This is a genomic window from Ruegeria sp. BC5 (assembly GCF_056539205.1).
Window position 1 is genome coordinate 176029 of sequence record NZ_JBQFUN010000003.1, and the last position, 20440, is coordinate 196468.

The window sequence follows — 20440 nt, forward strand, 5'->3', positions numbered from 1 at the left end:
AGATTTGTGTCGCGTTCCGGTGCAACGTAGCTTGAAGCCGCGCCTTTTGATGAAGTCTACCGCTAAAGTTGTGCGTTTCCATCACGACGTTCAAATACGGTCACTCAATTCACGCCGGAAACGCCAATCAAGCAAAGCCACTGGACAAGCGAATAGGGTAAAAAACAGAATCGCCAGCATCGATAGTCCTGCGACTACTGACTGTATCGCCTGCCACCACGAAATCTCATCACCTTGGTATGGGAAAAGACTGTGCAAGCAATAGACTGAAAAAAGAGAAAACACTGCTACTGTCGTCCCGTTAAACAAGCACTTTCCTATTGGTTCAAATACTCTGCGATGCGCGCCTTCTAGTGCCGCCGATCGGGCGCGCTGCCACTTGATGGTTGGTTTTTCCAAGCTTTACTCCCTAAGTAGTTCGATCCAAGTGTGTACGTCGTCCATGGCTACCTCTTTTCCTTCTAAAAAAGAGTGGTACCAACGTGCAGCGATGGCCCCACGCTTTTCGCTTTTCAGCTTTACACCACTGTTGGATAAGTGCCTGTCTAGCGCGACTTCGAATTCCTGCAGCGCGACCAAGTCGTGCCGCAGTCTTACTGACTCAGCGCCTAGGAGTATCCAGTTGAGATCCACATCGTATTTGCGATGCAGCTCAACTAGGCGCTCGACAGGTATGGAGCGCTTTCCGAGTTCGTAACTCTGATACGCACGCAGAGAAATTCCGAGCGCTTCCGCCATTTTCGCCTGCGACATACCAAGCTCATTTCGCGCAATCGCGATGCGTGCGCCGAGCGAGCTTAAATAGTCATAGGGTCGATCCGCCATTTCGGCAGCATTCCTCTTGCGGGCGCGTTCGTTTGGATGCTATACGCACAATTGTGCGCAATTCGTCATGTTTTGTTTTGAACCATAGTGACAAAGAAAGTTTGATGCGATTCGCGCTACCATATGAAAAGGAGTAGGTTTTGACACGAGAAAAACTACTTTCACCCAAAGAGCTGGGAGACATTGTTGGTCTCAGCGCAGCGCAAGTTCGCGCGTTGATGAACGATGGGCGACTGGAGTTTGTTGAGATTTCAACTAAGACTAAGTTGCTCACTATGAGTGGCTGGGAGCGTTTCCAGCGTGAGGCCACAAAGGTCAAGCGCTCAACCAACAAGCTATCAAGCTTACCTTTAGGCGAACCTCAGCACTCAAACCTGTGACGCGTTAGGAAACTCCATGAACATGCCTCGCACGTCAATAACGCAGACCGAATTGACAAGATACCTCAAGGCATACCGGGACGCAGGCATTCCGGTCGTGCGTTCAGAAATTAGCCGCGACGGCAAGGTCGTGATCTACAGCACCGAAAAACAAACCGACGAGGTTAACAACCCGTGGGATCGGTAGTGAAACGCCGCAAACAGTTTCCCGGCGCGACTGCTTATTTCGACCGACACGGGAAGCGGCGTTGGCGGTTTCGAAAAGGTGGGTTTTCGGCGGAGCTGGGGAGCGACTATGGGTCGGAGGATTTTGTCCAGCGATACGAGAACGCCGTAAATGGACAAAAGACGCGCGAAACGCTGGGAGCGAGTCGGACCAAACCTTACAGCGTCGGCCAGCTCATAGCGTTATGGTATCGCTCGCCTGAGTTTCTCGATCTCGCGCCGAGCACGCAGAAAGTCTATCGCGGCATTATCGAAAAGTTCCGTGAGGAACACAGCGACAAACCGGTTCGATTGATGCACCGAAGGCATGTGCAGACAATCCTCGCTGAAAAGGCCGAGACCCCCACAGCGGCAAACAACCTGCGAAAGCGGCTGATCCAACTGATGGATTTCGCAATCTCTTTGGATTGGCGAGGCGACAACCCCGTGCGTGGAACAAAACCTTTCCGTGTAGGTGGTGATGGTTTCCACACCTGGGACGAAGACGAGCTGGCCCAGTTCTTCAAAGTCCACAAGCCTGGTACGCTTGCGCATTCAGCGGTGACGCTCATGCTCTACACAGGAGCGGCACGGGTCGATGCGGTTAAGCTGGGGCCGAAAAACATCCGCAACGGTAAGGTTGAATATCGACGGCAAAAAACTCAACGCTCTGGCGGGTTGCTGGTTTCCGTTCCGATACATCCAGACTTAGCCGAGGTTCTGGAAAAGTTACCGCTGGATCGTCCCTTCTTGGCCACACAGAAGGGCACGATGCGCTCTGCCGGTGGCTTAGGCAATCTAATGCAGCGTTGGACTAAAGACGCTAGACTGCCTCAATGTTCCGCCCATGGGCTGCGCAAGGCCTGTGCACGCCGTTTGGCTGAAGCCGGGGCGACTGCGCACGAGATCGGCGCAGTCACCGGGCACAAAACCCTGGCCCTCGTGCAGCGCTACACCGAAGCAGCTGGCCGGGAGGGAATGGCCGATTCTGCAATTGAAAAACTCGTCGCTCGCCCAAATGGCGAGCGCAATTTGTCGAACCTTTCCGAGAGGTTCGTCACATCTGACACCAAACCCAAGCAGAGAAAGGATAATTTGTGAAAAGTGGTGAGCCGTGCAGGATTCGAACCTGCGACCCACTGATTAAAAGTCAGTTGCTCTACCAACTGAGCTAACGGCCCACTCTTTTGTTGGATCTGTTCGATCCGTGGCGCTCTCTAAGGTATTTTCCCGACTGGGTTCAAGCCCTTATTTTGCACCTCGTTTCACCGTCACTTAACTTGTTTCCGGCGTCCCGATAGGCGGCCTAATTAGGGAGGTGACGCGGGGGGGTCAACCCCTTTTTTCAGGAATCTGCTTCGCAGGGTGGATTCCTTTCAAACGCGTGGTTATATGCGCGCCATGCAACGAATGATGACCTCTGGTTTGCCCTTCATGAAGATGCACGGGCTTGGCAATGACTTTGTCATTGTAGATGCGCGCGCGCAAAGTGTTGAGATTTCGCCTGCGCTTGCTAGGGGAATCGGGCACCGACAGTTCGGCGTGGGTTTCGACCAGCTGGCCGTGATAGAAAACGGTAACGCAGATGCGCATCTGGTGTTTTATAACGCCGACGGGTCGACCTCAGCGGCGTGCGGGAACGCCACGCGCTGTATCGCCCGTTTCCTGATGGAAGAAAGCGGCAAATCGGAACTGACGCTGACCACCGAACGCGGCACGCTTTTTGCCTGCGATGCCGGGGACGGCATGACCTCGGTGAACATGGGGCAACCGCAGCTGGACTGGCACGAGATTCCGCTGGCCGAAGAGGTTGATACACTGGAATTGCCGATCGAGGGTACTCCAACTGCGACCGGTATGGGTAATCCCCATTGCACGTTCTTTGTCGAAAACGCCGAGGCGATTCCCCTGGAAGAATTTGGCGCGCGGTACGAATATCACCCACTGTACCCTGAGCGCACCAATGTTCAGGTGGCGCAAGTCATCGGACCGGACCACATCCGCATGCGTGTTTGGGAGCGGGGCGTGGGAATCACGTTGGCTTCTGGCTCGTCCTCCTGCGCGACAGCTGTGGCTGCTGCTCGTCTTGGCCTGACTGGTCGCAAGGTGCAGATTGATCTGGACGGTGGCACCATTTGGGTCGACTGGCGCGAAGATGGCGTCTGGATGACCGGACCCACCTGCCATGTGCTCTCGGGCACTCTGACCCCGGAATTTCTGGAATCTCTGGAATGAGCGCTCCCAAATTCACCACGCTAGGCTGTCGCCTGAACGCCTATGAGACTGAGGCGATGAAAGAGCTGTCGCAGCAAGCCGGTCTGACCGACGCGGTGGTGGTGAATACCTGCGCTGTAACTGCCGAGGCCGTGCGCAAGGCCCGGCAAGAGATTCGCAAACTGCGGCGGGAGAACCCCGACGCACGGCTGATCGTGACTGGATGTGCTGCGCAGACCGAGCCCGAGACCTTTTCCCGGATGGAGGAGGTCGATGCGGTGATTGGCAACACCGAAAAGATGCAGCCCGACACCTGGAAAGGCATGGCCGCGGATTTCATCGGTGAGACTGAGGCTGTGCAGGTCGATGACATCATGTCGGTGACTGAGACGGCGGGACATCTGATTGATGGGTTCGGCACCCGCTCGCGCGCTTATGTGCAGGTCCAGAATGGCTGTGACCATCGCTGCACCTTCTGCATCATTCCTTATGGCCGCGGCAACTCGCGCAGCGTCCCTGCGGGCGTGGTGGTGGATCAGATCAAGCGGCTGGTGGACCGGGGCTATAACGAGGTTGTACTGACCGGCGTTGACCTGACCTCTTGGGGCGCTGACCTGCCCGCAGAGCCCAAGCTGGGCGATTTGGTCATGCGCATCCTGAAACTGGTGCCTGACCTGCCGCGGCTGAGGATCAGTTCCATCGACTCGATCGAAGTGGACGAGAACCTGATGCAGGCAATCGCAACCGAACCACGCCTGATGCCGCATCTGCACCTGTCGCTACAGCACGGGGATGACCTGATCCTGAAACGGATGAAGCGCCGCCATTTGCGTGACGATGCCATCCGCTTTACTGAAGAGGCCCGCAAGCTGCGGCCTGAGATGACCTTTGGTGCCGACATCATCGCTGGCTTCCCGACTGAGACCGAGGCGCATTTCGAGAATTCTCTGAAACTGGTCACTGACTGTGATCTGACTTGGCTGCACGTCTTTCCCTATTCCAAGCGCGACGGCACCCCAGCGGCTCGGATACCGCAGCAGATCAACGGCAACATCATCAAGGACCGTGCCGCCCGGCTGCGCGCGGCGGGTGAAGCACAGGTCGCAAAGCACCTGAACGAACAGATCGGCAAGACCCATCACATCCTGATGGAAAACCCGCATATGGGCCGCACCGAGCAGTTCACCGAGGTCGCGTTCAACACCCCGCATACCGAAGGACAGATCGTGACGGCCAAAGTGCTAGGGCGCTCAGACACACAGCTGACTGCCTGAGGTAAAGCTGCTTAGGTGGTGACCGCAGACACCGCTGCGGTGTCATAGAATTCCTCGTATTCACAGACCAGCCCGTCGCGAAACCGGCAAATGATCAAAATCGGCGTCTCTACCGTCTTGCCAGTGCCTTTATGCGTCCAGGCACAGGCGCCGATGCCGACAACACGGTCATCCTGTGCAATGGTGTCTTTCAGGGTCCAATGCTGCATCTCGAATGCGGCAGTCAGATCTTCCAGATATTCCTGCATCTCGGCCCGACCATCGCGCCCACAGCTAAAATCCAGCCCGTATTGGCCCCGGCCCAGCGAACGCATGCACAGATCCTCGGTCGTGTATTTTTCCCACATACCGATATCTGACGCCTTGCAATCGTTCCATTCTGCAAAGGCTTTCCGCATCTTTTCGACATTGCTCTGCGTGTCCATAATTCGTTCTCCCAAATGTAATGCGCTGAAAATGTGCTGCCCCAGAAACAACAAAGGACGGGGCAAGTATAACACCGGCAGCCAGCCGAACAAAAAAGGCCCGGTGTCGAACACCGGGCCTCGTAACATTCAGAAGCAAAATCCGATCAGACGGTCTTCTTGCCTTTCACGCCTGCCCACAGGCGCTTGTTGACCAGGTACAGCAACACCGACAACAGCGACAGGAAGATGACACCGACGAAGCCGGAGTACTTACGCTCCATCATCTTCGGCTCGGCCGTCCACATCAGGAAGGCCGCGATGTCTTCGGACAAGGCTTCGACCGTGGCCGGGTGACCGTCAGCGAATTCCACCTGATCTTCGGCCAGGGGCGGTGCCATCGAAATCCAGCCGCCTGGGAAGGCGGTGTTTTCGTACAGGATCGTGCCGGCCTCTTCTTTTTCATGGCCGGTATAGCCATCCAGCAGCGAGGCGATGTATTCCGCGCCACCCATGCCTTTGAAGAACTGGTTGATGCCCAGACCGTAAGGACCGTGGAAGCCCGCACGGGCCTTGGCCATCAGGCTCAGGTCCGGTGCGCCAACGCCGTCATTTGCCGGGAAGTGATCGGTCGGAATGGCCGGACGGAAATCGTCCAGCTCGGGGTCGAACACTTCGAAGTTGCCCGCCGCATAGGCGATGACTTCTTCTTCCGAATAGCCCAGCGCTTCAAGGTCGCGCAGGGGCACGTATCTCAGGCCGTGGCAAGCCGCGCAAACCTCGGTATAGACTTGAAGACCGCGCTGCAGCTGGTTCTGATCCCAGGTGCCAAACGGCCCCTCGAACGAGAAGTGGAAGTCCTCGATATGCTGTTCGCCGCCGCCTGCCGCGTAGGACGCAGCAGGAGCAAGGGCGAGAGCAAACGCGGCACCGATTGCAAGTTTCTTGAACATGTTTCCGGTCCCTCTTCTTACTCGGCCGGCGTGGCGTCGGCGTCAGCCTTGCCATAATGCGCGTTGAAGTCTTCTTCGATGGTCTCGGGCTGGGCCAGAGGTTTCTCGATCACGCCAAGGATCGGCAGGATCACGAAGAAATAAGCGAACCAGTAGGCGGACGCGATCAGCGAGAAGGTCGCATAGGGCTCTTCCGCGGGCATCGCACCCAGCCACATCAGGGCAAAGAAATCGATGATCAGCAGGTAGAACCACCATTTGAACAGCGGGCGGTATTTGCCCGAACGCACAGTCGACGTGTCCAGCCAGGGCGCCAGCGCCATGGCCAGGATCGCACCGAACATCGCGATCACACCAAAGAATTTGGCGTCAACAATGCCGCCGGTGATGAAGCTGGCGAACTGCACGACCCAGACCTCACCAGTGAAGGCACGCAGGATCGCGTAGAACGGCAGGAAGTACCATTCGGGCACGATGTGCGCAGGCGTCACCAGCGGGTTGGCTTCGATATAGTTGTCCGGGTGGCCCAGATAGTTCGGCATGAAACCGACGACCGCCCAGAACACAACCAGGATAACAGCCAGTGCGAACAGATCCTTGATCACGAAGTACGGCCAGAACGGCAGCGTGTCTTTCTCGGCTTCGGCTTTCGAACCGCGGCGCACTTCAACACCTGTTGGGTTGTTATTGCCAGTGGTGTGGAAGGCCCAGATATGCACGATCACCAGCGCCGCAATGACAAACGGCAGCAGGTAGTGCAGCGAGAAGAAGCGGTTCAGCGTGGCGTTGTCCACCGCGGGTCCGCCCAGCAGCCAAGTCTGGATCGCATCACCCACAAACGGGATCGCGCCAAACAGGCCGGTGATCACGGTTGCACCCCAGAAGGACATCTGACCCCAAGGCAGAACGTAGCCCATGAAGGCGGTGCCCATCATCATCAGGTAAATCAGCATCCCGATGATCCACGTGATCTCACGCGGGGCTTTGTACGAGCCGTAGAACAGGCCACGGAAGATGTGGATGTATACCGCAACAAAGAACAGCGATGCGCCATTCATGTGCAGGTAGCGCAGCATATAGCCGCCATTCACGTTGCGCATGATGTGTTCGATGCTGGCAAAGGCCAGATCGACATGCGGGGTGTAGTGCATCACCAGAACGATACCGGTGACAATTTGCAGCGCCAGGCAGAACGCCAGGACGATGCCCCAGATCCACCACCAGTTCAGGTTCTTGGGCGTTGGGATCATAAGGGTGTCATACAGCAGGCCGACGATCGGCAGACGGCTGTTCAGCCACTTCTCGCCATTTGTCTTCGGCTCGTAATGATCGTGGGGAATTCCGGACATCTGGGTCTCCCTTAGCCGAGCTTGATGGTTGTCGCATCCACCCATTCAACGGGCGGAACGGGCAGGTTTTCAGGCGCGGGGCCTTTGCGGATTCGACCGGCAAGGTCATAGTGCGAACCGTGGCAGGGGCAGAACCAGCCACCGAAGTCACCCGCATCGCCCAGAGGGACACAGCCCAGGTGGGTGCAAACGCCCATCTGAACAATCCATGCGCCGGGCGCTTCGCCTTCGGGCGACGGCATCACGCGGTTGGCATCCGTTGCGGGCGCATCGGCGGGCAGGTTGAAGTTGCGCGCCAGCGGATCAGGCAGTGCATCTACGCCTTCGGCGTCCTGTTCCTGAGCCTCTTGGATCTCAGCACCGGTACGGTGACGGATAAATACAGGCTTGCCCAGCCATTTGACGGTCAGCTGCGTGCCCGGCTCGACACCGCTGACGTCCTGGCGAATCGAGGACAGCGCCTGAACGTCTGCCGATGGGTTCATTTGGTTGATCAGGGGCCATACGGCTGCACCCGTCGCAACGACACCTGCGCCGCCTGCGACGTAGTAGAGGAAATCTCTGCGGGTGCCTTCGTGGTCTTCTGCGTGGGACACGAGGTTTTCTCCGATTCCGGCGCCCGCAGTTGCGGGCAAACATGCATCAGCACCGCATCAAAGCGGCGTCTCATCGCGGCTATCTAGCCGGGAGAAATCGGTTCGTCCAGCGGTCATAGGCGCGCAGGACGCCTCAACAGGGCATTCATGTCACAACGACGGGGTATTTTTTCAAGATGGGGGCAGATTTAAGCGGGGGAAACCGCCAACTGTCCAAACCTGCTGCCCATGTGATTCGGATGAGGCATACTGAGGGCGAAACCGGCATGCAGAACTGGGTTTTGCCCCGCAAGAAAGCGGGCATCGGGCAAAATTCAGACCAGATTCTGCCACCCTGTTTTCCACTTTTCTGGAATGTGTGACCAATTAAAAACTGAGTTAAAAATGTATATTTTATAACAGGTTATATACGTCTGAATTCGATTGCACTTTTAACGGGAATCCACGAAAGGCAAGGAAATTCCAACCTTTGCAGGACGTTTTCAATGTCAAACCCCGTGTCACAACTTTTTGCACCAACGCTGACCCTTTTTCTGGCCATCGCGTCTCAGGCCGTGGCCGTTGGCGATCCGGCTAAGGGCGAAAAACTATATAACCGCTGCTCTTCTTGCCACGCGATCATCAAAGATGGAGAAATTTTGGTCAAAGGCGGCATCACCGGGCCGAATCTGTATGGTGTGGTAGGTCGTGTTGCCGGATCCGAGACTGATTATCTTTACGGAAGCGAACGCCTGCCCATCGGAATGTTCACTGATGACATGATCCGTGCGGGCAACGAAGGGCTTGTGTGGACCGAGGAAAATATCATCGCTTACTCGCAAGACCCGATTGGGTTTATTCAGGATTACCTGAATGACGAAACCGCACGCCCGAACATGAGCGTGAAGCTGAAGAAAGGGGCCGAAGACATTGCCGCCTATCTGGCCACCTTCAGCAGCCAGTAATGCAAAAGGCTCCGCCCCATCCTCGGCGCGGGGCCTGTTCCCTAGGCTGGCGGGCGGGTGGCAACCATGCCTGGCCGTTCGCTGAAATCCGCGTACCACGCGGCCAACGCATCATTGCCCTTACGCCAGCCACGCGCATCATGCCGCAGGTCCAGATAACCCAGTGCGCAGGCCACAGCGATCTGGCCCATATCCAGCGGACCCGCCAAATGGGCCATCCACCGTTGGTTCAGCGCAGCGCAGGCGCGTTCGATCTTACCCCATTGCGCATCCTTCCAAAGGTCCCACTGCTTATCCTCGGGGCGGAAACGCTCTTCATAGGCGACCGCCAAAGCTGAATCCATAATACCGTCTGCCAGCGCTTCCAGTGTCAGCACGTCCCAGCGCCCGGAACCCTCGGGGTACATCCCGGCCTTTGCGCGTGCATCCAGAAAGGCGCAGATCACCCGACTGTCGAACAATGTCGGACCATCGGGCCGCTCCAACGCGGGGATTCTGGTCAACGGCACCTTGCCCAGCAGGGAATCGGATGGATCCAACGGCGTATTGGTAATGGTCATCACCTCGACATCGTCAAGTTGGTTGGTTTCATGCAGCAAAACCAAAACCTTACGCACATAGGGGGACATCGGACTGTGATAGAGTTTCATTCACGTTCTCCTGGGTTTCAGAAACCCTACAGCACCTCGTTAGAAACAAAACCCGTCAATTGCCAGCACCTTCGCCCTTGCGGAACGGCGCGGGCCTTGGCAATGTCGATCCCGTTCTCAGGGCGGGGCGAAATTCCCCACCGGCGGTATGCGGGCCAAGACCCGTAAGCCCGCGAGCGGCCCCGTTGACCGGGGTGTCAGCAGATCTGGTGAGAGGCCAGAGCCGACGGTTACAGTCCGGATGAAAGAGAACGTGCAAGTAACGCCGGTGATGCGGCGTGTTTGCTCGTGATCGCCTTGGGTGACGTGTCTGTTACGAAAGGAGATCATGATGACACACACCCGCTATGCTTTTATCAAAGCCAACTGGCATTCCGATATCGTTGACCGCGCGCTGGATGGGTTTCTGAACCTCATCCCCGCCGAGCAGGTCGATGTTTATGACGTCCCCGGTGCGTTCGAGATGCCGCTGCTGGCCCGCGACCTGGCCCAAACCGGGCGCTATGCCGCGATCGCCTGTGCCGCATTCGTCGTGGATGGTGGTATCTACCGGCACGATTTCGTTGCCCAAGCCGTGGTTGACGGGCTAATGCGCGCAGGGATGGACACAGGTATTCCAGTCCTATCGGTATCGCTGACCCCGCACCAGTATCAGGAAACCGACCACCACAATGCCATCTACCGCGACCACTTTGTGCAAAAGGGCCGCGAAGCCGCACAGGCGGCGCTGAAAATCACCCAGACCCGCGCCGGGTTGGCGGCAGCTGCGTGATGTGAACAAGGTTGGGGTCAAACGGCCCCAACCGCAAATCCGCTTGAGGCCGCGGGCCTTGCCCGCTAATCACGACGCGCAAAGGAGCATGCCCCATGTCGATGAACAGCTTTGGACACCTCTTCCGCGTCACCACCTGGGGCGAAAGCCACGGGCCCGCTTTGGGTGCCACCGTCGATGGCTGCCCGCCGGGCGTTGCGATTGACGAGGCGATGATTCAGCACTGGCTGGACAAGCGCAAACCAGGGCAGAACAAATTCACCACCCAGCGACGTGAGCCTGATCAGGTTAAAATCCTGTCCGGCGTGTTCGAAGGCCAGACCACCGGCACGCCCGTGCAACTGATGATCGAGAACACCGATCAACGCTCAAAAGACTACGGCGATATCATGGACAAGTTCCGGCCGGGTCACGCCGATATCACCTATTGGCAGAAATACGGTATCAGGGACTACCGCGGTGGCGGGCGCAGTTCGGCCCGGGAAACCGCATCGCGTGTGGCCGCCGGGGGGCTGGCGCGCGAAGCTATCAAACAGATCGCTCCCAATGTGCAGATCACCGGCTATATGGTGCAAATGGGGCCGCGCAAGATTGACCGCACCAATTTTGACTGGTCGCAGATCGAACAGAACCCGTTTTGGACACCTGACGCGGCAGCAGCCGAAGACTGGGCGACCTATCTGGATGACCTGCGCAAATCCGGCAATTCGGTCGGCGCAGTGGTTGAAGTGGTAGCCCGAGGCGTCCCTGCCGGCATCGGCGCCCCGGTATATGCCAAGTTAGACACTGATCTGGCCGCTGCGATGATGTCGATCAACGCTGTCAAAGGTGTTGAGATCGGTGAAGGTATGGCCGCTGCCGAACTGACCGGCGAAGCCAACGCAGACGAAATTTTCATGGGGCAGGACGGTCCGCAATACAGTTCCAACCATGCGGGCGGTATTCTGGGCGGTATCTCGACTGGGCAGGATCTTGTGGTGCGATTTGCGGTAAAGCCGACCTCGTCGATCCTGACCACCCGCAAAACCATCACAAAATCCGGTGAGGAAACCGAGATCATTACAAAAGGGCGCCACGATCCTTGCGTCGGCATCCGTGCTGTGCCCGTGGGCGAGGCAATGATGGCCTGCGTCATCCTCGACCACTTGCTGCTGCACCGTGGCCAGATCGGAGAGAACCGTGGACGGATCGGCTGATCTGCGCGCGCGCCTGCGCGCCATCGTCGCGCAGCGGATGGAGACCGACCCGGCGCATGATCTGGCCCATCTGGACCGGGTTTGGGTGAACGCGCAGGCCATTGCGGACGATCAGACCGACATGCCCGTGTTGCTGGCCGCCAGCTATCTGCATGATCTGGTGAACCTGTCCAAGGACGACCCGGATCGCCATCTGGCATCCCGCCAGTCCGCGCAGGAATCAGAGCCTATACTGGGCAAACTCGGCTATGGCCCAGACCAAATTCGCGCCATTCAGCATGCGATTGAGGCACACAGCTTCTCTGCCAATATCACGCCAGTCTCACCCGAGGCCTGCATTCTGCGTGACGCGGACCGGCTTGACGCGCTGGGCGCGATTGGCATTGCGCGGAACTTTTCGGTTTCAGGCGCTTTGGGACGGGCGCTGTACGATCCGGCTGATCCGTTTGCCGCAAATCGGTCCTTGGACGATCTGACCTATTCGCTGGATCACTGGAAGGTAAAGCTGCTGGGCCTGCCCAGTGACATGCTGACCGAGGGCGGAAAAATCCTTGCACGACAACGCATCGAGCTGATGATCCGCTTTCTGGAGGACTTCGCGGACGAGATCGGCCAGTCTCTGCCTGCGGACTGGACGAATTCCTGATTCCACGCGTTGATCTTTGTCGAACAAAGGCGCAGGTTCGCGCCGATGGCAAAACCGTTAACATCGCATCGACCGCTGTTGGCTGTCGCTCTGAAAACGAGCGCGGTGTTTTTGTTCACCGTGATGGCCGGGTTGATCAAGTCGCAATCTGATCACTTTCCGCCGGGAGAGATGGTGTTTTTCCGATCACTGTTCGCCATTCCAGTTATCGTCATCTGGCTGATCTCACGCGGAGAATTGGCGCAAGGCTTTGTTGTTCGCAAACCCATGGGTCACTTCTGGCGCGGCGTACTGGGGACCACAGCGATGGGGCTGACCTTTACTGGCCTGGGCCTGATCCCCCTGCCCGAGGCGACGGCAATTGGTTACGCGACCCCGATTTTCACCCTGATTCTGGCCGCGATCATGTTGGGCGAGCGCATCCGCAAGATTCGGATCGCCGCCGTGGCCATTGGCCTTTTGGGTGTTCTGATTATGATCTGGCCCCGACTGGGCGGCAACAACATGGAGGCCGCCGCCACCATCGGCGCGCTGTGCATTCTAGGGGCGACTGTTGCACGCGCCTTTGTGCAGATTCACATCCGGCAGTTGGTGCAGGTCGACCACCCGGCGGCCATTGTGTTTTATTTCTCGATGACCGCGACCTTGCTGTCCGGTCTGACCGTTTTCTGGGGCTGGGTCCTGCCCACGTGGGAGCAAGCCGCCATGTTGATTCTGGCCGGGCTGATCGGCGGAGTGGCGCAGATTCTGGTGACCTCGTCCTATCGCTTTGGTCAGGCGTCGATGCTGGCGCCCTACGACTATACTTCGATGTTGTTTGCCATTGTCATCGGCTATTTCTGGTTCAGCGAACTGCCAACACTGGTGATGTTGATCGGTGCGGCGCTGGTGATCGCCGGCAATATCGTGGTGATCTGGCGCGAACATCAGCTGGGTCTGGAACGCGGACGCGCCCGAGCCGTCACAGACCCAAAAGCCTAACCTTTACCTTTGCCAAACTTCCCCTAGGGTGTGGCGCGACACAAAATGAGGGTTCCCCATGAGCGACGCGCAGGATCACAAGGAAAAGATGCAAAAGGTGCAGGCCCAGCACCGCAAGAAAGTCTCAGAGGCGGTCGATCCGGGCCGCGGGCTGGTGCTAATCAATACCGGCAAGGGCAAGGGCAAATCCTCGGCCGCTTTTGGCGTGGTAATCCGCGCCTTGGGTTGGGGGCAGAAGGTCGCCGTGGTCCAGTTCATCAAGGGCAAGTGGAAAACCGGCGAGCGGCGTTTCTTCGAAGAACGTGATCTGGTCACCTGGCACACGATGGGCGGGGGCTTTACCTGGGACACCCAAGACCGCGAGCGTGACATCGCTGCCGCTAATGCCGCCTTTGACAAGGCCCGCGCGCTGATGGCCAGCGGGGATTATGATCTGGTGGTTCTGGATGAGATCAACATCGCCCTGCGCTATGAATACCTGTCGGTTGATCAGGTGATTGGCGGTCTGAACGAACGATCGGAAAAGACCAGCGTGTTCCTGACCGGGCGCGACGCCCCGCAAGCGCTGCGCGACTATGCCGATCTGGTTACCGAAATGACCGAAGAAAAGCACCCGTTCCAAGCCGGTATCAAAGCCCAGCGCGGCGTAGATTTCTGAAAACAAAGTCTAAACAGCCCCAATTCGGGGCTGTTACACCGCCCGATTTTCATTGAGAAAACGGACAGACCCGCGTTGGCTGGCGGCGCTGTCAGGTAAACGGTCGGATGAATTGGCATCTGTGGCAGGTTTTTTCTTGTCGACATAGGCGCAAAAATCGTCGTCACAACAGCAGCCGCACGCGGTTGCGGCCTCATACCGTGCCATGATTTCGTCCAGCGGATCGCCCATACCAAACTCTTTCCATGCCAGTCTGTTTCATTTCCGAGGCGGCGGCGGGCTCTCACCAAGTCACGCGCTAAGCCCGCAAACCGCCTCGAAATTCGGTGCCGGATAGTATCATACCCAGCGTTGCTATTTATCTGATTATTTTAGTCGGGAATTGCAAGAGCAAAAGCGCCGTGTGATCAGGTGTGATGCGTTTGATGAGCGGATGAGCCGCCTGTTCTTAAAACAAGCGACTCACAGACATAAAAGTGGGCGTATTTCACACTCAGGCGGTTGCGCCCTGTTCCGACGCGCTAAGCGAGATCACAGCAACCACCGCCGCACCATTCAGCCAGTAGTAAATTGCGTCCAGCCCCGTAAAACCAAACAGGCTAGGTGCGGCCAGGAACGTGACGCCGACAAGCAAATCAACCGCCAGGTGGAATTTATAGGGCAGAACCCGCCAGACGCCGAGATGGTGGTCGGTCAGCACGGTCAGAACAAGCGCCGCGACACCGGTGACTACCGACAGCCACAACGCCATTGGGTTGGATTGCCCCAGCCCTAAAACAAAAGGCAACACCATCAGCGCCAGAGCAACCGGATAATCAAGATAAGCATGCACAGTGCGGGTAACAAAACGGACAGACATTGTTTTTTCCTTTCCTAACTTGGCATGGCACCAAGTTAAGATTGGATAGTCGGACGTTTAATTCTGGATCGTCCGCTAAACATTGCAGATCGTTCGAAGATCCAGCGGATCAGTGCATGGACCGGTAAGCTGCCGGAGACAGGCCAATCTGTTTCTTGAACACGCGGGAAAAGGCTGCTTCTGACGCATAGCCAACCTCGGCCGCCGCATCCGCAACGTTCCAGCGATTCTCAGTCAGGCCGTGACAGGCGATCTGCATGCGCCAATCCGTCAGATATTGCATGGGGGTCGCGTTCATCTTCTCGGCAAACAACTGCGCGAAGGCGGTACGTGACATCCCGGCCTCACGCGCCAGTGACTCGACACTCCATTCCTGTGCGGGGGCCTGATGAAAGGCGGTCAGCGCCCGCGAGATGCGCGGGTCAGCGAACCCGGCCAAGGCGGTATCGCTGGGGCTTTGGTATTCCAGATGGGCGCGTATGGCTTGCGCAAATAGCACTTCGGACAGTTTCAGGGCGATCAGGTCGCCCCCGATACGGGCACCGTTGATCTCGGACCCGATCATGCGCAGGGTCGCTTCGATCCAGGCACCGGCCTCTTCGCCGTAGTTTTCGATCAGAATGTACGACGGCAAGCGGTCGATCAGCATATGACCTGCGCCCCTTCGTCCCGGTGGACCAGTGAATGAGAAATGGCCGCACACCAGCTGAGTATCGCGGCTTTTATCCTCGCCCCCGTAAATCAGGACGCCATCGCCCTGATAACCGGCCTCCTCCAGAACCTGCTCTAATGGCAACGCGTCCAGTGGCTTGATCTCATTGCACAGCAGCGCGTGCGCGGCCCCGTGCGGGATCAGGATCAAATCGCCTTGCTTGAGCCGCAGCGTTTCCCCTGTGTTAGAGACGTAAACCTTCAATTCGCCGCGCTGAACAAAGTGGAACCGGGCGACATTTTGATAGGCAGGGACCTGGATACCGAAAGGCGGCGTGAATGACGTGCGGAAATAGAATGTCCCCCGCAAGGACAGGCGGGTGAGGATATCGCTGAGCAGGTCCAACATGGGCGTAACCTATCGCTGCCTGCGCTGCCGTCCAGCCCGTTGAACGATCTGCACAAGAACTTGAACGGCGGGCAAAGAAAAACCCCCACGAAACGCGGGGGTTCCTAACTGTGCGTTTCTGGTCAGATCAGGCGCGAACCAGCGCCTCATAATCTGCGGCGATCTCGCGGGTCAGATCTCCGACTTCGAAAGTGTAGTCGCCGATTTGCCCCACCGGAGTGACCTCGGCCGCCGTCCCGGTCAGCCAGCATTGCTCGAAATCAGCCATTTCTTCGGGCTTGATACGACGTTCGATCACGTTGATGCCCTTGTCTTTCAGCATCTGGATCACGGTCTGACGGGTGATGCCGTTCAGGAAGCAATCGGCCAACGGAGTATGTACCTCGCCATCCTTGACGAAGAACACGTTGGCACCGGTCGCCTCGGCCACATAGCCGTTGTAATCCATGAACAGCGCGTCCGAGCAGCCCTTGGCCTCGGCCTTGTGCTTGGAAATGGTGCAGATCATGTAGAGACCCGCCGCCTTAGCGTGAACCGGGATGGTTTCGGGGCTGGGGCGCTTCCATTCGGCGATGTCCAGCTTGGCGCCTTGCATCTTAGCGTCGCCATAATAGGCGCCCCAAGGCCAAACCGCGACGGCCATACGTACCGGGTTTCGGGCCGAGGCCACGCCCATATCTTCGCCCGAACCGCGCCAGACCAGCACCCGCACATAGGCGTCCTGCAGACCGCTGGCTTTCAGGGTTTCTTCCTTGGCGGCTTCGATCTGATCGATCGTATAAGGCATCGGCATGTCCAGCGCATCGGCAGATGCGATCAGACGCTCGGAATGCTCGCGGCTTTTGAAGATCTTGCCGTTATATGCGCGCTCACCTTCGAACACCGAGGACGCATAGTGCATTGCATGAGACAGGATGTGTACATTGGCATCGCGCCAAGGCACCAGTTCACCGTCTATCCAGATCACGCCGTCACGATCATCATACCCCGCCATGCGAAACCTCCTGAACTGGGTTGAATTTTTCGCTTGTTGCGCCATTTAAGTCCGATGCGGACATAAAGTTGCGCAGAAACTGCGGTTCGATACCTGTCCACTCTTGGAATGTCAATAACGCTGACATAAAGTCGGTCCTGAGTAACGAATGAGGCAAATGATGTCGGATACGCGCCCCGCCCAAGTGTTTGGCGGTGAAAGCCTTTTGTTTTTGACCGACGAACAGTTGCGACAAGGGATCGAAGCGATGTTTTTCGCTTACCGGGGCTTTACCGCCGATCCTGATCGCATTCTGGCGCAACTCGCCTATGGTCGAGCCCATCACCGCGCCGTTCATTTCATCAACCGCGCGCCAGGAACGACCGTGAACAACTTGCTGGCAATCCTGGGCGTGACGAAACAGTCGCTGAACCGGGTACTGCGGACCTTGATCGATGACGGGCTGGTCGAAAGCCGCGTGGGCACAGTGGACAAGCGCGAACGCCATCTGTTTCTGACCGAAAAAGGCAAGGCGCTTGAGGCCAAACTCTCTGAGGCTCAGCGGGTGCGAATGCGCGCCGCCTACAAGGATGCGGGCCCCGAGGCGGTATCAGGATTTCGTAAAGTACTTGAAGCAATGATGGATGCTGATATGCGTCATGCTTACACGAAACTGCGGGATACGACCTCATGAGCGATTTGGATGCCCATCTGCTGATCGTCGACGACGATGAGCGTATTCGTGATCTGCTCAAGAAATTCCTGATGCGCAGCGGGTTTCTGGTGACCGCCGCCCGTGATGCCGCCCATGCGCGGCGGGTACTTTCGGGGCTGGACTTCGACATGATCGTTCTGGACGTGATGATGCCGGGCGAAGACGGCGTAAGCCTGACCAGAACTCTGCGCGAAACCCATTCAACCCCGATCCTGCTGTTGACCGCGCGTGGTGAGACCGAACACCGGATCGCCGGGCTTGAGGCCGGTGCGGACGATTACCTGGCTAAACCGTTCGAGCCGAAAGAGCTGTTGTTGCGGATCAATGCCATTCTTCGGCGGATGCCCGAAACGCCTGCCCAGGATACGGCGACCAAGATTCTGACCCTCGGCCCGATCCGCTATGACGTGGAACGTGGTGAGATGTGGCAGGGCGAAGAACCGGTGCGTCTGACTGCGACGGAAAGCCAGTTGATGAAGATCTTCTCGACCCAACCCGGTGAGCCGATCAGCCGCGCCAAGCTGGTCGAGGATCTGGGCCGCGACAAGGGACAGGCGCAGGAACGCGCGGTGGATGTGCAAATCACCCGGCTGCGGCGCAAGATCGAACAAGACCCAAAGCAGCCACGTTATCTGCAGACGGTTCGGGGCGCCGGGTATATGCTGGCGCCGGATTGATCAGGCCGCTGCGCGGCGACTATTGGCCTTCGGCGAAGGTATTTTTAGCCAGATGAACAGGGGATCGATATGAAAACCGCCCTTTTGACTCATGCGGATTGTCTGGAGCATGTCACCCCGGATGGGCACCCTGAGCGGGTGGCCCGGCTGGAGCATATCCTGCATGCGTTGGAGTCATTGGACCTGAACCGGGTGACAGCCCCGCTGGCGGCGGATGACGATCTGCTGCGCATACATCCGGAAAGCTACATCCGGGATGTGCGCAAAATGCGCCCCGCGGAGGGCTTTGCCCAGATCGACGGGGACACGTTCATGTCTCCGAGCTCAGTCGATGCGGCCTATCGCGCGGCGGGGGCTGTGGTACGGGCGGTGGATATGGTGCTGGGCGGTGAGGCGCAAAATGCGTTTTGTGCGATCCGGCCTCCGGGGCATCACGCCGAGACTGACACCGCGATGGGGTTTTGCTTGTTCGGCAATGCCGCGCTGGCGGCGAAACATGCGCTGGATCACCACGGGCTGAACCGCGTCGCAGTGGTTGATTTTGACGTGCATCACGGCAATGGCACGCAGGATTTGCTGTGGGATGAGAAACGCGCACTTGTGATCACCAGCCAGCAGATGCCGCTATGGCCCGGATCGGGGCGTCCGGATGAAACCGGCGCGTTTGAGACCATTCTCAACATCCCCCTGCCCCCCGGTTCCGGCGGGGCCGAGATGCGTGCGGCCTATGAAACACAGGCCTTCCCGCGCCTGCGCGCCTTCAAGCCGGACCTGATCATCATCTCGGCTGGATTTGACGCGCATCAGGACGATCCATTGGCCAATCTGAACTGGTCCACAGGTGACTTTGCCTGGGTCACCGCAGAGCTTTGCAAAATAGCCGATGAGCTTTGCGGGGGACGTATCGTCTCGACTCTGGAAGGCGGGTATGATCTGAACGCACTGGCCCAGGCCACACGCGCCCATGTGGAAGAATTGATGAAGGCAGCCCGATGACCGATACCCCAGTAGACCAGATGACATTCGAACAGGCGATGAAAGAGCTTGAGGCCGTTGTTGGCCAGCTCGAGCGCGGCGATGTGGCGCTGGACCAGTCCATCGCGTTGTATGAGCGCGGCGCGGCGTTGAAAAAGCGCTGCGAGGAGGAGTTGAAGCGGGCCGAAGAAAAGGTGGCCGCTATTACTCTGGACGCCAACGGTCAGCCGACCGGGACGACGCCTGTCGAAGGTCAGTAAATGTTTCGTGAAATACTAGCGCAGGATGCGGCGCGGATTCAGGATCAGTTCGATCTGGTTCTGGGCGCGCTGGACGATCTGAATGTGACCTGTGCGATGGCCTATGCCATCAAAGGTGGCAAACGGTTGCGTGGGTTTCTGGTGCTGGAAAGCGCGCGCCTGCACGGCGTGGATGCAAGTCGCGCCGTTTGGCCCGCCACCGGGATCGAAGCACTGCACGCGTACTCACTAGTCCATGACGATCTGCCCTGTATGGATGACGACGATCTGCGCCGTGGGCGGCCCACGGTTCATGTGAAATGGGACGAAGGCACCGCCGTTCTGGCCGGGGACGCGTTGCAGACGCTGGCCTTCGAACTCTGCACCCGCCCTGAGGTCGGCACGGCCGAGGTTCGGGCAGAGTTGGCCCTGACCCTTGCCAAGGCCAGCGGAGCGCAAGGTATGGTGCTGGGTCAGGCGCTGGATATCGCGGCGGAAACGGCTGCAGCACCGCTGACCCTGGACGAAATCACGCGCCTTCAAGCGGGTAAGACCGGTGCCCTTATTGAATGGTCCGCATGTGCAGGCGCACGTTTGGCGCAGGCCGACCCCGGGCCGTTGCGCCAATATGCCCGGGCACTGGGGCTTGCTTTTCAGATCGCGGACGACATTCTGGATGTCGAGGGTGATGCCGAAAAGGCTGGAAAACGCCTGCAAAAGGATGCCCAGGCTGGCAAGGCCACATTTGTTTCACTGTTGGGTCTGGAAGCAGCCAAAGCCCGTGCGGCGGAACTGGTGGATCAAGGCTGCGCCGCACTGGACGGCTATGGCGCATCGGCAGAAACCTTGAAGGACGCCGCCCGCTTCGTTATTGCCCGGGACAGCTAAGCCAGGAA

General features: G+C 58.0%; 27 protein-coding genes, 1 tRNA gene and 1 riboswitch. Of the genes, 16 read left to right on the forward strand and 12 right to left on the reverse strand.

The window, feature by feature from the left end; all coding sequences use genetic code 11:
• Positions 1 to 90 precede the first annotated feature (90 nt).
• Both ACR0LY_RS10550 and ACR0LY_RS10555 read right to left on the reverse strand, forming a co-directional pair.
• Entirely contained in the window at positions 91 to 399 is a 309-nt protein-coding gene (locus tag ACR0LY_RS10550) for a hypothetical protein (RefSeq protein WP_170349670.1), read from the reverse strand.
• A 3-nt stretch (positions 400 to 402) separates the two neighbouring features.
• Positions 403 to 825, reverse strand: coding sequence for a helix-turn-helix domain-containing protein (locus tag ACR0LY_RS10555; RefSeq protein ID WP_170349669.1), 423 nt, complete (start codon positions 823 to 825; stop codon positions 403 to 405).
• A gap of 140 nt (positions 826 to 965) precedes the next feature.
• On the opposite strand from ACR0LY_RS10555, the gene ACR0LY_RS10560 reads away from it, so the two are divergent.
• From ACR0LY_RS10560 to ACR0LY_RS10570, 3 genes are read left to right on the forward strand one after another with little or no spacing between them, the layout of a single operon-like run.
• A complete protein-coding gene (locus tag ACR0LY_RS10560) occupies positions 966 to 1205 on the forward strand; it encodes a hypothetical protein (RefSeq protein ID WP_170349668.1) in 240 nt (79 codons plus the stop codon).
• Positions 1206 to 1221: 16 nt separating this feature from the next.
• Positions 1222 to 1392, forward strand: a complete 171-nt coding sequence (locus tag ACR0LY_RS10565) for a hypothetical protein (RefSeq protein WP_170349667.1) — start codon at positions 1222 to 1224, stop codon at positions 1390 to 1392.
• Positions 1392 to 2510: a site-specific integrase gene (locus ACR0LY_RS10570; RefSeq protein WP_170349666.1), complete on the forward strand. Its 1119-nt coding sequence runs from the start codon at positions 1392 to 1394 to the stop codon at positions 2508 to 2510. Before ACR0LY_RS10565 ends, ACR0LY_RS10570 begins: the two co-directional genes overlap by 1 nt.
• Before the next feature lie 4 nt (positions 2511 to 2514).
• Here ACR0LY_RS10570 and ACR0LY_RS10575 read toward each other — a convergent pair.
• Positions 2515 to 2590, reverse strand: a tRNA-Lys gene (locus ACR0LY_RS10575).
• 220 nt (positions 2591 to 2810) lie between these two features.
• On the opposite strand from ACR0LY_RS10575, the gene dapF reads away from it, so the two are divergent.
• Both dapF and mtaB read left to right on the forward strand, forming a co-directional pair.
• Positions 2811 to 3644 (forward strand): diaminopimelate epimerase, encoded by an 834-nt coding sequence (dapF, locus tag ACR0LY_RS10580; protein ID WP_438826207.1) that lies wholly within the window; start codon positions 2811 to 2813, stop codon positions 3642 to 3644.
• The gene (mtaB, locus tag ACR0LY_RS10585; protein ID WP_170349664.1) at positions 3641 to 4897 is read left to right on the forward strand and encodes a tRNA (N(6)-L-threonylcarbamoyladenosine(37)-C(2))-methylthiotransferase MtaB; all 1257 of its coding nucleotides are present in this window, start codon (positions 3641 to 3643) and stop codon (positions 4895 to 4897) included. The genes dapF and mtaB overlap by 4 nt, the downstream gene beginning before the upstream one ends.
• 11 nt (positions 4898 to 4908) lie before the next feature.
• Here the strand turns inward: mtaB and ACR0LY_RS10590 are convergent, their stop codons facing one another.
• The 4 genes from ACR0LY_RS10590 to petA form a co-directional block, all read right to left on the reverse strand.
• The gene (locus ACR0LY_RS10590; protein WP_170349663.1) at positions 4909 to 5322 is read right to left on the reverse strand and encodes a nuclear transport factor 2 family protein; all 414 of its coding nucleotides are present in this window, start codon (positions 5320 to 5322) and stop codon (positions 4909 to 4911) included.
• Between the two features lie 146 nt (positions 5323 to 5468).
• Positions 5469 to 6254, reverse strand: a complete 786-nt coding sequence (locus tag ACR0LY_RS10595; RefSeq protein ID WP_170349662.1) for a cytochrome c1 — start codon at positions 6252 to 6254, stop codon at positions 5469 to 5471.
• Positions 6255 to 6271: 17 nt separating this feature from the next.
• Positions 6272 to 7603, reverse strand: coding sequence for a cytochrome b (petB, locus tag ACR0LY_RS10600; protein ID WP_170349661.1), 1332 nt, complete (start codon positions 7601 to 7603; stop codon positions 6272 to 6274).
• An 11-nt stretch (positions 7604 to 7614) separates the two neighbouring features.
• A complete protein-coding gene (gene petA, locus ACR0LY_RS10605; RefSeq protein ID WP_170349660.1) occupies positions 7615 to 8199 on the reverse strand; it encodes a ubiquinol-cytochrome c reductase iron-sulfur subunit in 585 nt (194 codons plus the stop codon).
• Between the two features lie 485 nt (positions 8200 to 8684).
• Between petA and ACR0LY_RS10610 the strand changes: the two genes are divergently transcribed.
• Complete coding sequence (locus tag ACR0LY_RS10610) at positions 8685 to 9143, forward strand: c-type cytochrome (protein ID WP_170349659.1); 459 nt, start codon at positions 8685 to 8687, stop codon at positions 9141 to 9143.
• 41 nt (positions 9144 to 9184) lie between these two features.
• Here ACR0LY_RS10610 and ACR0LY_RS10615 read toward each other — a convergent pair whose 3' ends face one another.
• Entirely contained in the window at positions 9185 to 9793 is a 609-nt protein-coding gene (locus tag ACR0LY_RS10615; RefSeq protein WP_170349658.1) for a glutathione S-transferase, read from the reverse strand.
• A gap of 109 nt (positions 9794 to 9902) precedes the next feature.
• Positions 9903 to 10050, forward strand: a riboswitch (FMN riboswitch).
• A 74-nt stretch (positions 10051 to 10124) separates the two neighbouring features.
• Between ACR0LY_RS10615 and ACR0LY_RS10620 the strand changes: the two genes are divergently transcribed.
• The 5 genes from ACR0LY_RS10620 to cobO all read left to right on the forward strand — a co-directional run bounded on the left by ACR0LY_RS10620 (position 10125) and on the right by cobO (position 14046).
• Complete coding sequence (locus tag ACR0LY_RS10620) at positions 10125 to 10565, forward strand: 6,7-dimethyl-8-ribityllumazine synthase (RefSeq protein WP_170349657.1); 441 nt, start codon at positions 10125 to 10127, stop codon at positions 10563 to 10565.
• 95 nt (positions 10566 to 10660) lie between these two features.
• Complete coding sequence (gene aroC / locus ACR0LY_RS10625) at positions 10661 to 11761, forward strand: chorismate synthase (protein WP_170349656.1); 1101 nt, start codon at positions 10661 to 10663, stop codon at positions 11759 to 11761.
• Positions 11745 to 12407: an HD domain-containing protein gene (locus tag ACR0LY_RS10630; protein WP_170349655.1), complete on the forward strand. Its 663-nt coding sequence runs from the start codon at positions 11745 to 11747 to the stop codon at positions 12405 to 12407. Before aroC ends, ACR0LY_RS10630 begins: the two co-directional genes overlap by 17 nt.
• A gap of 45 nt (positions 12408 to 12452) precedes the next feature.
• Complete coding sequence (locus ACR0LY_RS10635; protein ID WP_170349654.1) at positions 12453 to 13388, forward strand: DMT family transporter; 936 nt, start codon at positions 12453 to 12455, stop codon at positions 13386 to 13388.
• A 58-nt stretch (positions 13389 to 13446) separates the two neighbouring features.
• The gene (cobO, locus tag ACR0LY_RS10640) at positions 13447 to 14046 is read left to right on the forward strand and encodes a cob(I)yrinic acid a,c-diamide adenosyltransferase (protein ID WP_170349653.1); all 600 of its coding nucleotides are present in this window, start codon (positions 13447 to 13449) and stop codon (positions 14044 to 14046) included.
• Positions 14047 to 14079: 33 nt separating this feature from the next.
• Here cobO and ACR0LY_RS10645 read toward each other — a convergent pair whose 3' ends face one another.
• From ACR0LY_RS10645 to ACR0LY_RS10660, 4 genes are all read right to left on the reverse strand, one after another.
• The gene (locus ACR0LY_RS10645) at positions 14080 to 14277 is read right to left on the reverse strand and encodes a hypothetical protein (protein WP_170349652.1); all 198 of its coding nucleotides are present in this window, start codon (positions 14275 to 14277) and stop codon (positions 14080 to 14082) included.
• A gap of 262 nt (positions 14278 to 14539) precedes the next feature.
• Positions 14540 to 14905, reverse strand: a complete 366-nt coding sequence (locus ACR0LY_RS10650) for an SPW repeat domain-containing protein (protein WP_170349651.1) — start codon at positions 14903 to 14905, stop codon at positions 14540 to 14542.
• Positions 14906 to 15014: 109 nt separating this feature from the next.
• Positions 15015 to 15965, reverse strand: a complete 951-nt coding sequence (locus ACR0LY_RS10655; RefSeq protein WP_170349650.1) for an AraC family transcriptional regulator — start codon at positions 15963 to 15965, stop codon at positions 15015 to 15017.
• Between the two features lie 127 nt (positions 15966 to 16092).
• Entirely contained in the window at positions 16093 to 16959 is an 867-nt protein-coding gene (locus ACR0LY_RS10660) for a branched-chain amino acid aminotransferase (protein WP_170349649.1), read from the reverse strand.
• Between the two features lie 160 nt (positions 16960 to 17119).
• Between ACR0LY_RS10660 and ACR0LY_RS10665 the strand changes: the two genes are divergently transcribed.
• From ACR0LY_RS10665 to ACR0LY_RS10685, 5 genes are all read left to right on the forward strand, one after another.
• A complete protein-coding gene (locus ACR0LY_RS10665) occupies positions 17120 to 17632 on the forward strand; it encodes a MarR family winged helix-turn-helix transcriptional regulator (protein ID WP_170349648.1) in 513 nt (170 codons plus the stop codon).
• Positions 17629 to 18330, forward strand: coding sequence for a response regulator (locus ACR0LY_RS10670; RefSeq protein ID WP_170349647.1), 702 nt, complete (start codon positions 17629 to 17631; stop codon positions 18328 to 18330). Before ACR0LY_RS10665 ends, ACR0LY_RS10670 begins: the two co-directional genes overlap by 4 nt.
• Positions 18331 to 18399: 69 nt before the next feature.
• Positions 18400 to 19326, forward strand: a complete 927-nt coding sequence (locus ACR0LY_RS10675) for a histone deacetylase family protein (protein WP_170349646.1) — start codon at positions 18400 to 18402, stop codon at positions 19324 to 19326.
• Positions 19323 to 19565, forward strand: coding sequence for an exodeoxyribonuclease VII small subunit (locus ACR0LY_RS10680; protein WP_058282745.1), 243 nt, complete (start codon positions 19323 to 19325; stop codon positions 19563 to 19565). The genes ACR0LY_RS10675 and ACR0LY_RS10680 overlap by 4 nt, the downstream gene beginning before the upstream one ends.
• Positions 19566 to 20432 (forward strand): polyprenyl synthetase family protein, encoded by an 867-nt coding sequence (locus tag ACR0LY_RS10685; RefSeq protein WP_170349645.1) that lies wholly within the window; start codon positions 19566 to 19568, stop codon positions 20430 to 20432.
• The last annotated feature ends 8 nt before the right edge of the window (positions 20433 to 20440 follow it).

What these genes read in the sequence shown, in the direction of transcription:
- ACR0LY_RS10555 (WP_170349669.1), bottom strand. Translation starts at nt 825, where the DNA reads ATGGCGGATCGACCCTATGACTATTTAAGCTCGCTCGGCGCACGCATC.
- ACR0LY_RS10565 (WP_170349667.1), top strand. Translation starts at nt 1,222, where the DNA reads ATGAACATGCCTCGCACGTCAATAACGCAGACCGAATTGACAAGATAC.
- dapF (WP_438826207.1), top strand. Translation starts at nt 2,811, where the DNA reads ATGCAACGAATGATGACCTCTGGTTTGCCCTTCATGAAGATGCACGGG.
- mtaB (WP_170349664.1), top strand. Translation starts at nt 3,641, where the DNA reads ATGAGCGCTCCCAAATTCACCACGCTAGGCTGTCGCCTGAACGCCTAT.
- ACR0LY_RS10590 (WP_170349663.1), bottom strand. Translation starts at nt 5,322, where the DNA reads ATGGACACGCAGAGCAATGTCGAAAAGATGCGGAAAGCCTTTGCAGAA.
- ACR0LY_RS10595 (WP_170349662.1), bottom strand. Translation starts at nt 6,254, where the DNA reads ATGTTCAAGAAACTTGCAATCGGTGCCGCGTTTGCTCTCGCCCTTGCT.
- petB (WP_170349661.1), bottom strand. Translation starts at nt 7,603, where the DNA reads ATGTCCGGAATTCCCCACGATCATTACGAGCCGAAGACAAATGGCGAG.
- ACR0LY_RS10610 (WP_170349659.1), top strand. Translation starts at nt 8,685, where the DNA reads ATGTCAAACCCCGTGTCACAACTTTTTGCACCAACGCTGACCCTTTTT.
- ACR0LY_RS10615 (WP_170349658.1), bottom strand. Translation starts at nt 9,793, where the DNA reads ATGAAACTCTATCACAGTCCGATGTCCCCCTATGTGCGTAAGGTTTTG.
- ACR0LY_RS10620 (WP_170349657.1), top strand. Translation starts at nt 10,125, where the DNA reads ATGACACACACCCGCTATGCTTTTATCAAAGCCAACTGGCATTCCGAT.
- aroC (WP_170349656.1), top strand. Translation starts at nt 10,661, where the DNA reads ATGTCGATGAACAGCTTTGGACACCTCTTCCGCGTCACCACCTGGGGC.
- ACR0LY_RS10635 (WP_170349654.1), top strand. Translation starts at nt 12,453, where the DNA reads ATGGCAAAACCGTTAACATCGCATCGACCGCTGTTGGCTGTCGCTCTG.
- cobO (WP_170349653.1), top strand. Translation starts at nt 13,447, where the DNA reads ATGAGCGACGCGCAGGATCACAAGGAAAAGATGCAAAAGGTGCAGGCC.
- ACR0LY_RS10645 (WP_170349652.1), bottom strand. Translation starts at nt 14,277, where the DNA reads ATGGGCGATCCGCTGGACGAAATCATGGCACGGTATGAGGCCGCAACC.
- ACR0LY_RS10650 (WP_170349651.1), bottom strand. Translation starts at nt 14,905, where the DNA reads ATGTCTGTCCGTTTTGTTACCCGCACTGTGCATGCTTATCTTGATTAT.
- ACR0LY_RS10655 (WP_170349650.1), bottom strand. Translation starts at nt 15,965, where the DNA reads ATGTTGGACCTGCTCAGCGATATCCTCACCCGCCTGTCCTTGCGGGGG.
- ACR0LY_RS10660 (WP_170349649.1), bottom strand. Translation starts at nt 16,959, where the DNA reads ATGGCGGGGTATGATGATCGTGACGGCGTGATCTGGATAGACGGTGAA.
- ACR0LY_RS10665 (WP_170349648.1), top strand. Translation starts at nt 17,120, where the DNA reads ATGTCGGATACGCGCCCCGCCCAAGTGTTTGGCGGTGAAAGCCTTTTG.
- ACR0LY_RS10670 (WP_170349647.1), top strand. Translation starts at nt 17,629, where the DNA reads ATGAGCGATTTGGATGCCCATCTGCTGATCGTCGACGACGATGAGCGT.
- ACR0LY_RS10675 (WP_170349646.1), top strand. Translation starts at nt 18,400, where the DNA reads ATGAAAACCGCCCTTTTGACTCATGCGGATTGTCTGGAGCATGTCACC.
- ACR0LY_RS10680 (WP_058282745.1), top strand. Translation starts at nt 19,323, where the DNA reads ATGACCGATACCCCAGTAGACCAGATGACATTCGAACAGGCGATGAAA.
- ACR0LY_RS10685 (WP_170349645.1), top strand. Translation starts at nt 19,566, where the DNA reads ATGTTTCGTGAAATACTAGCGCAGGATGCGGCGCGGATTCAGGATCAG.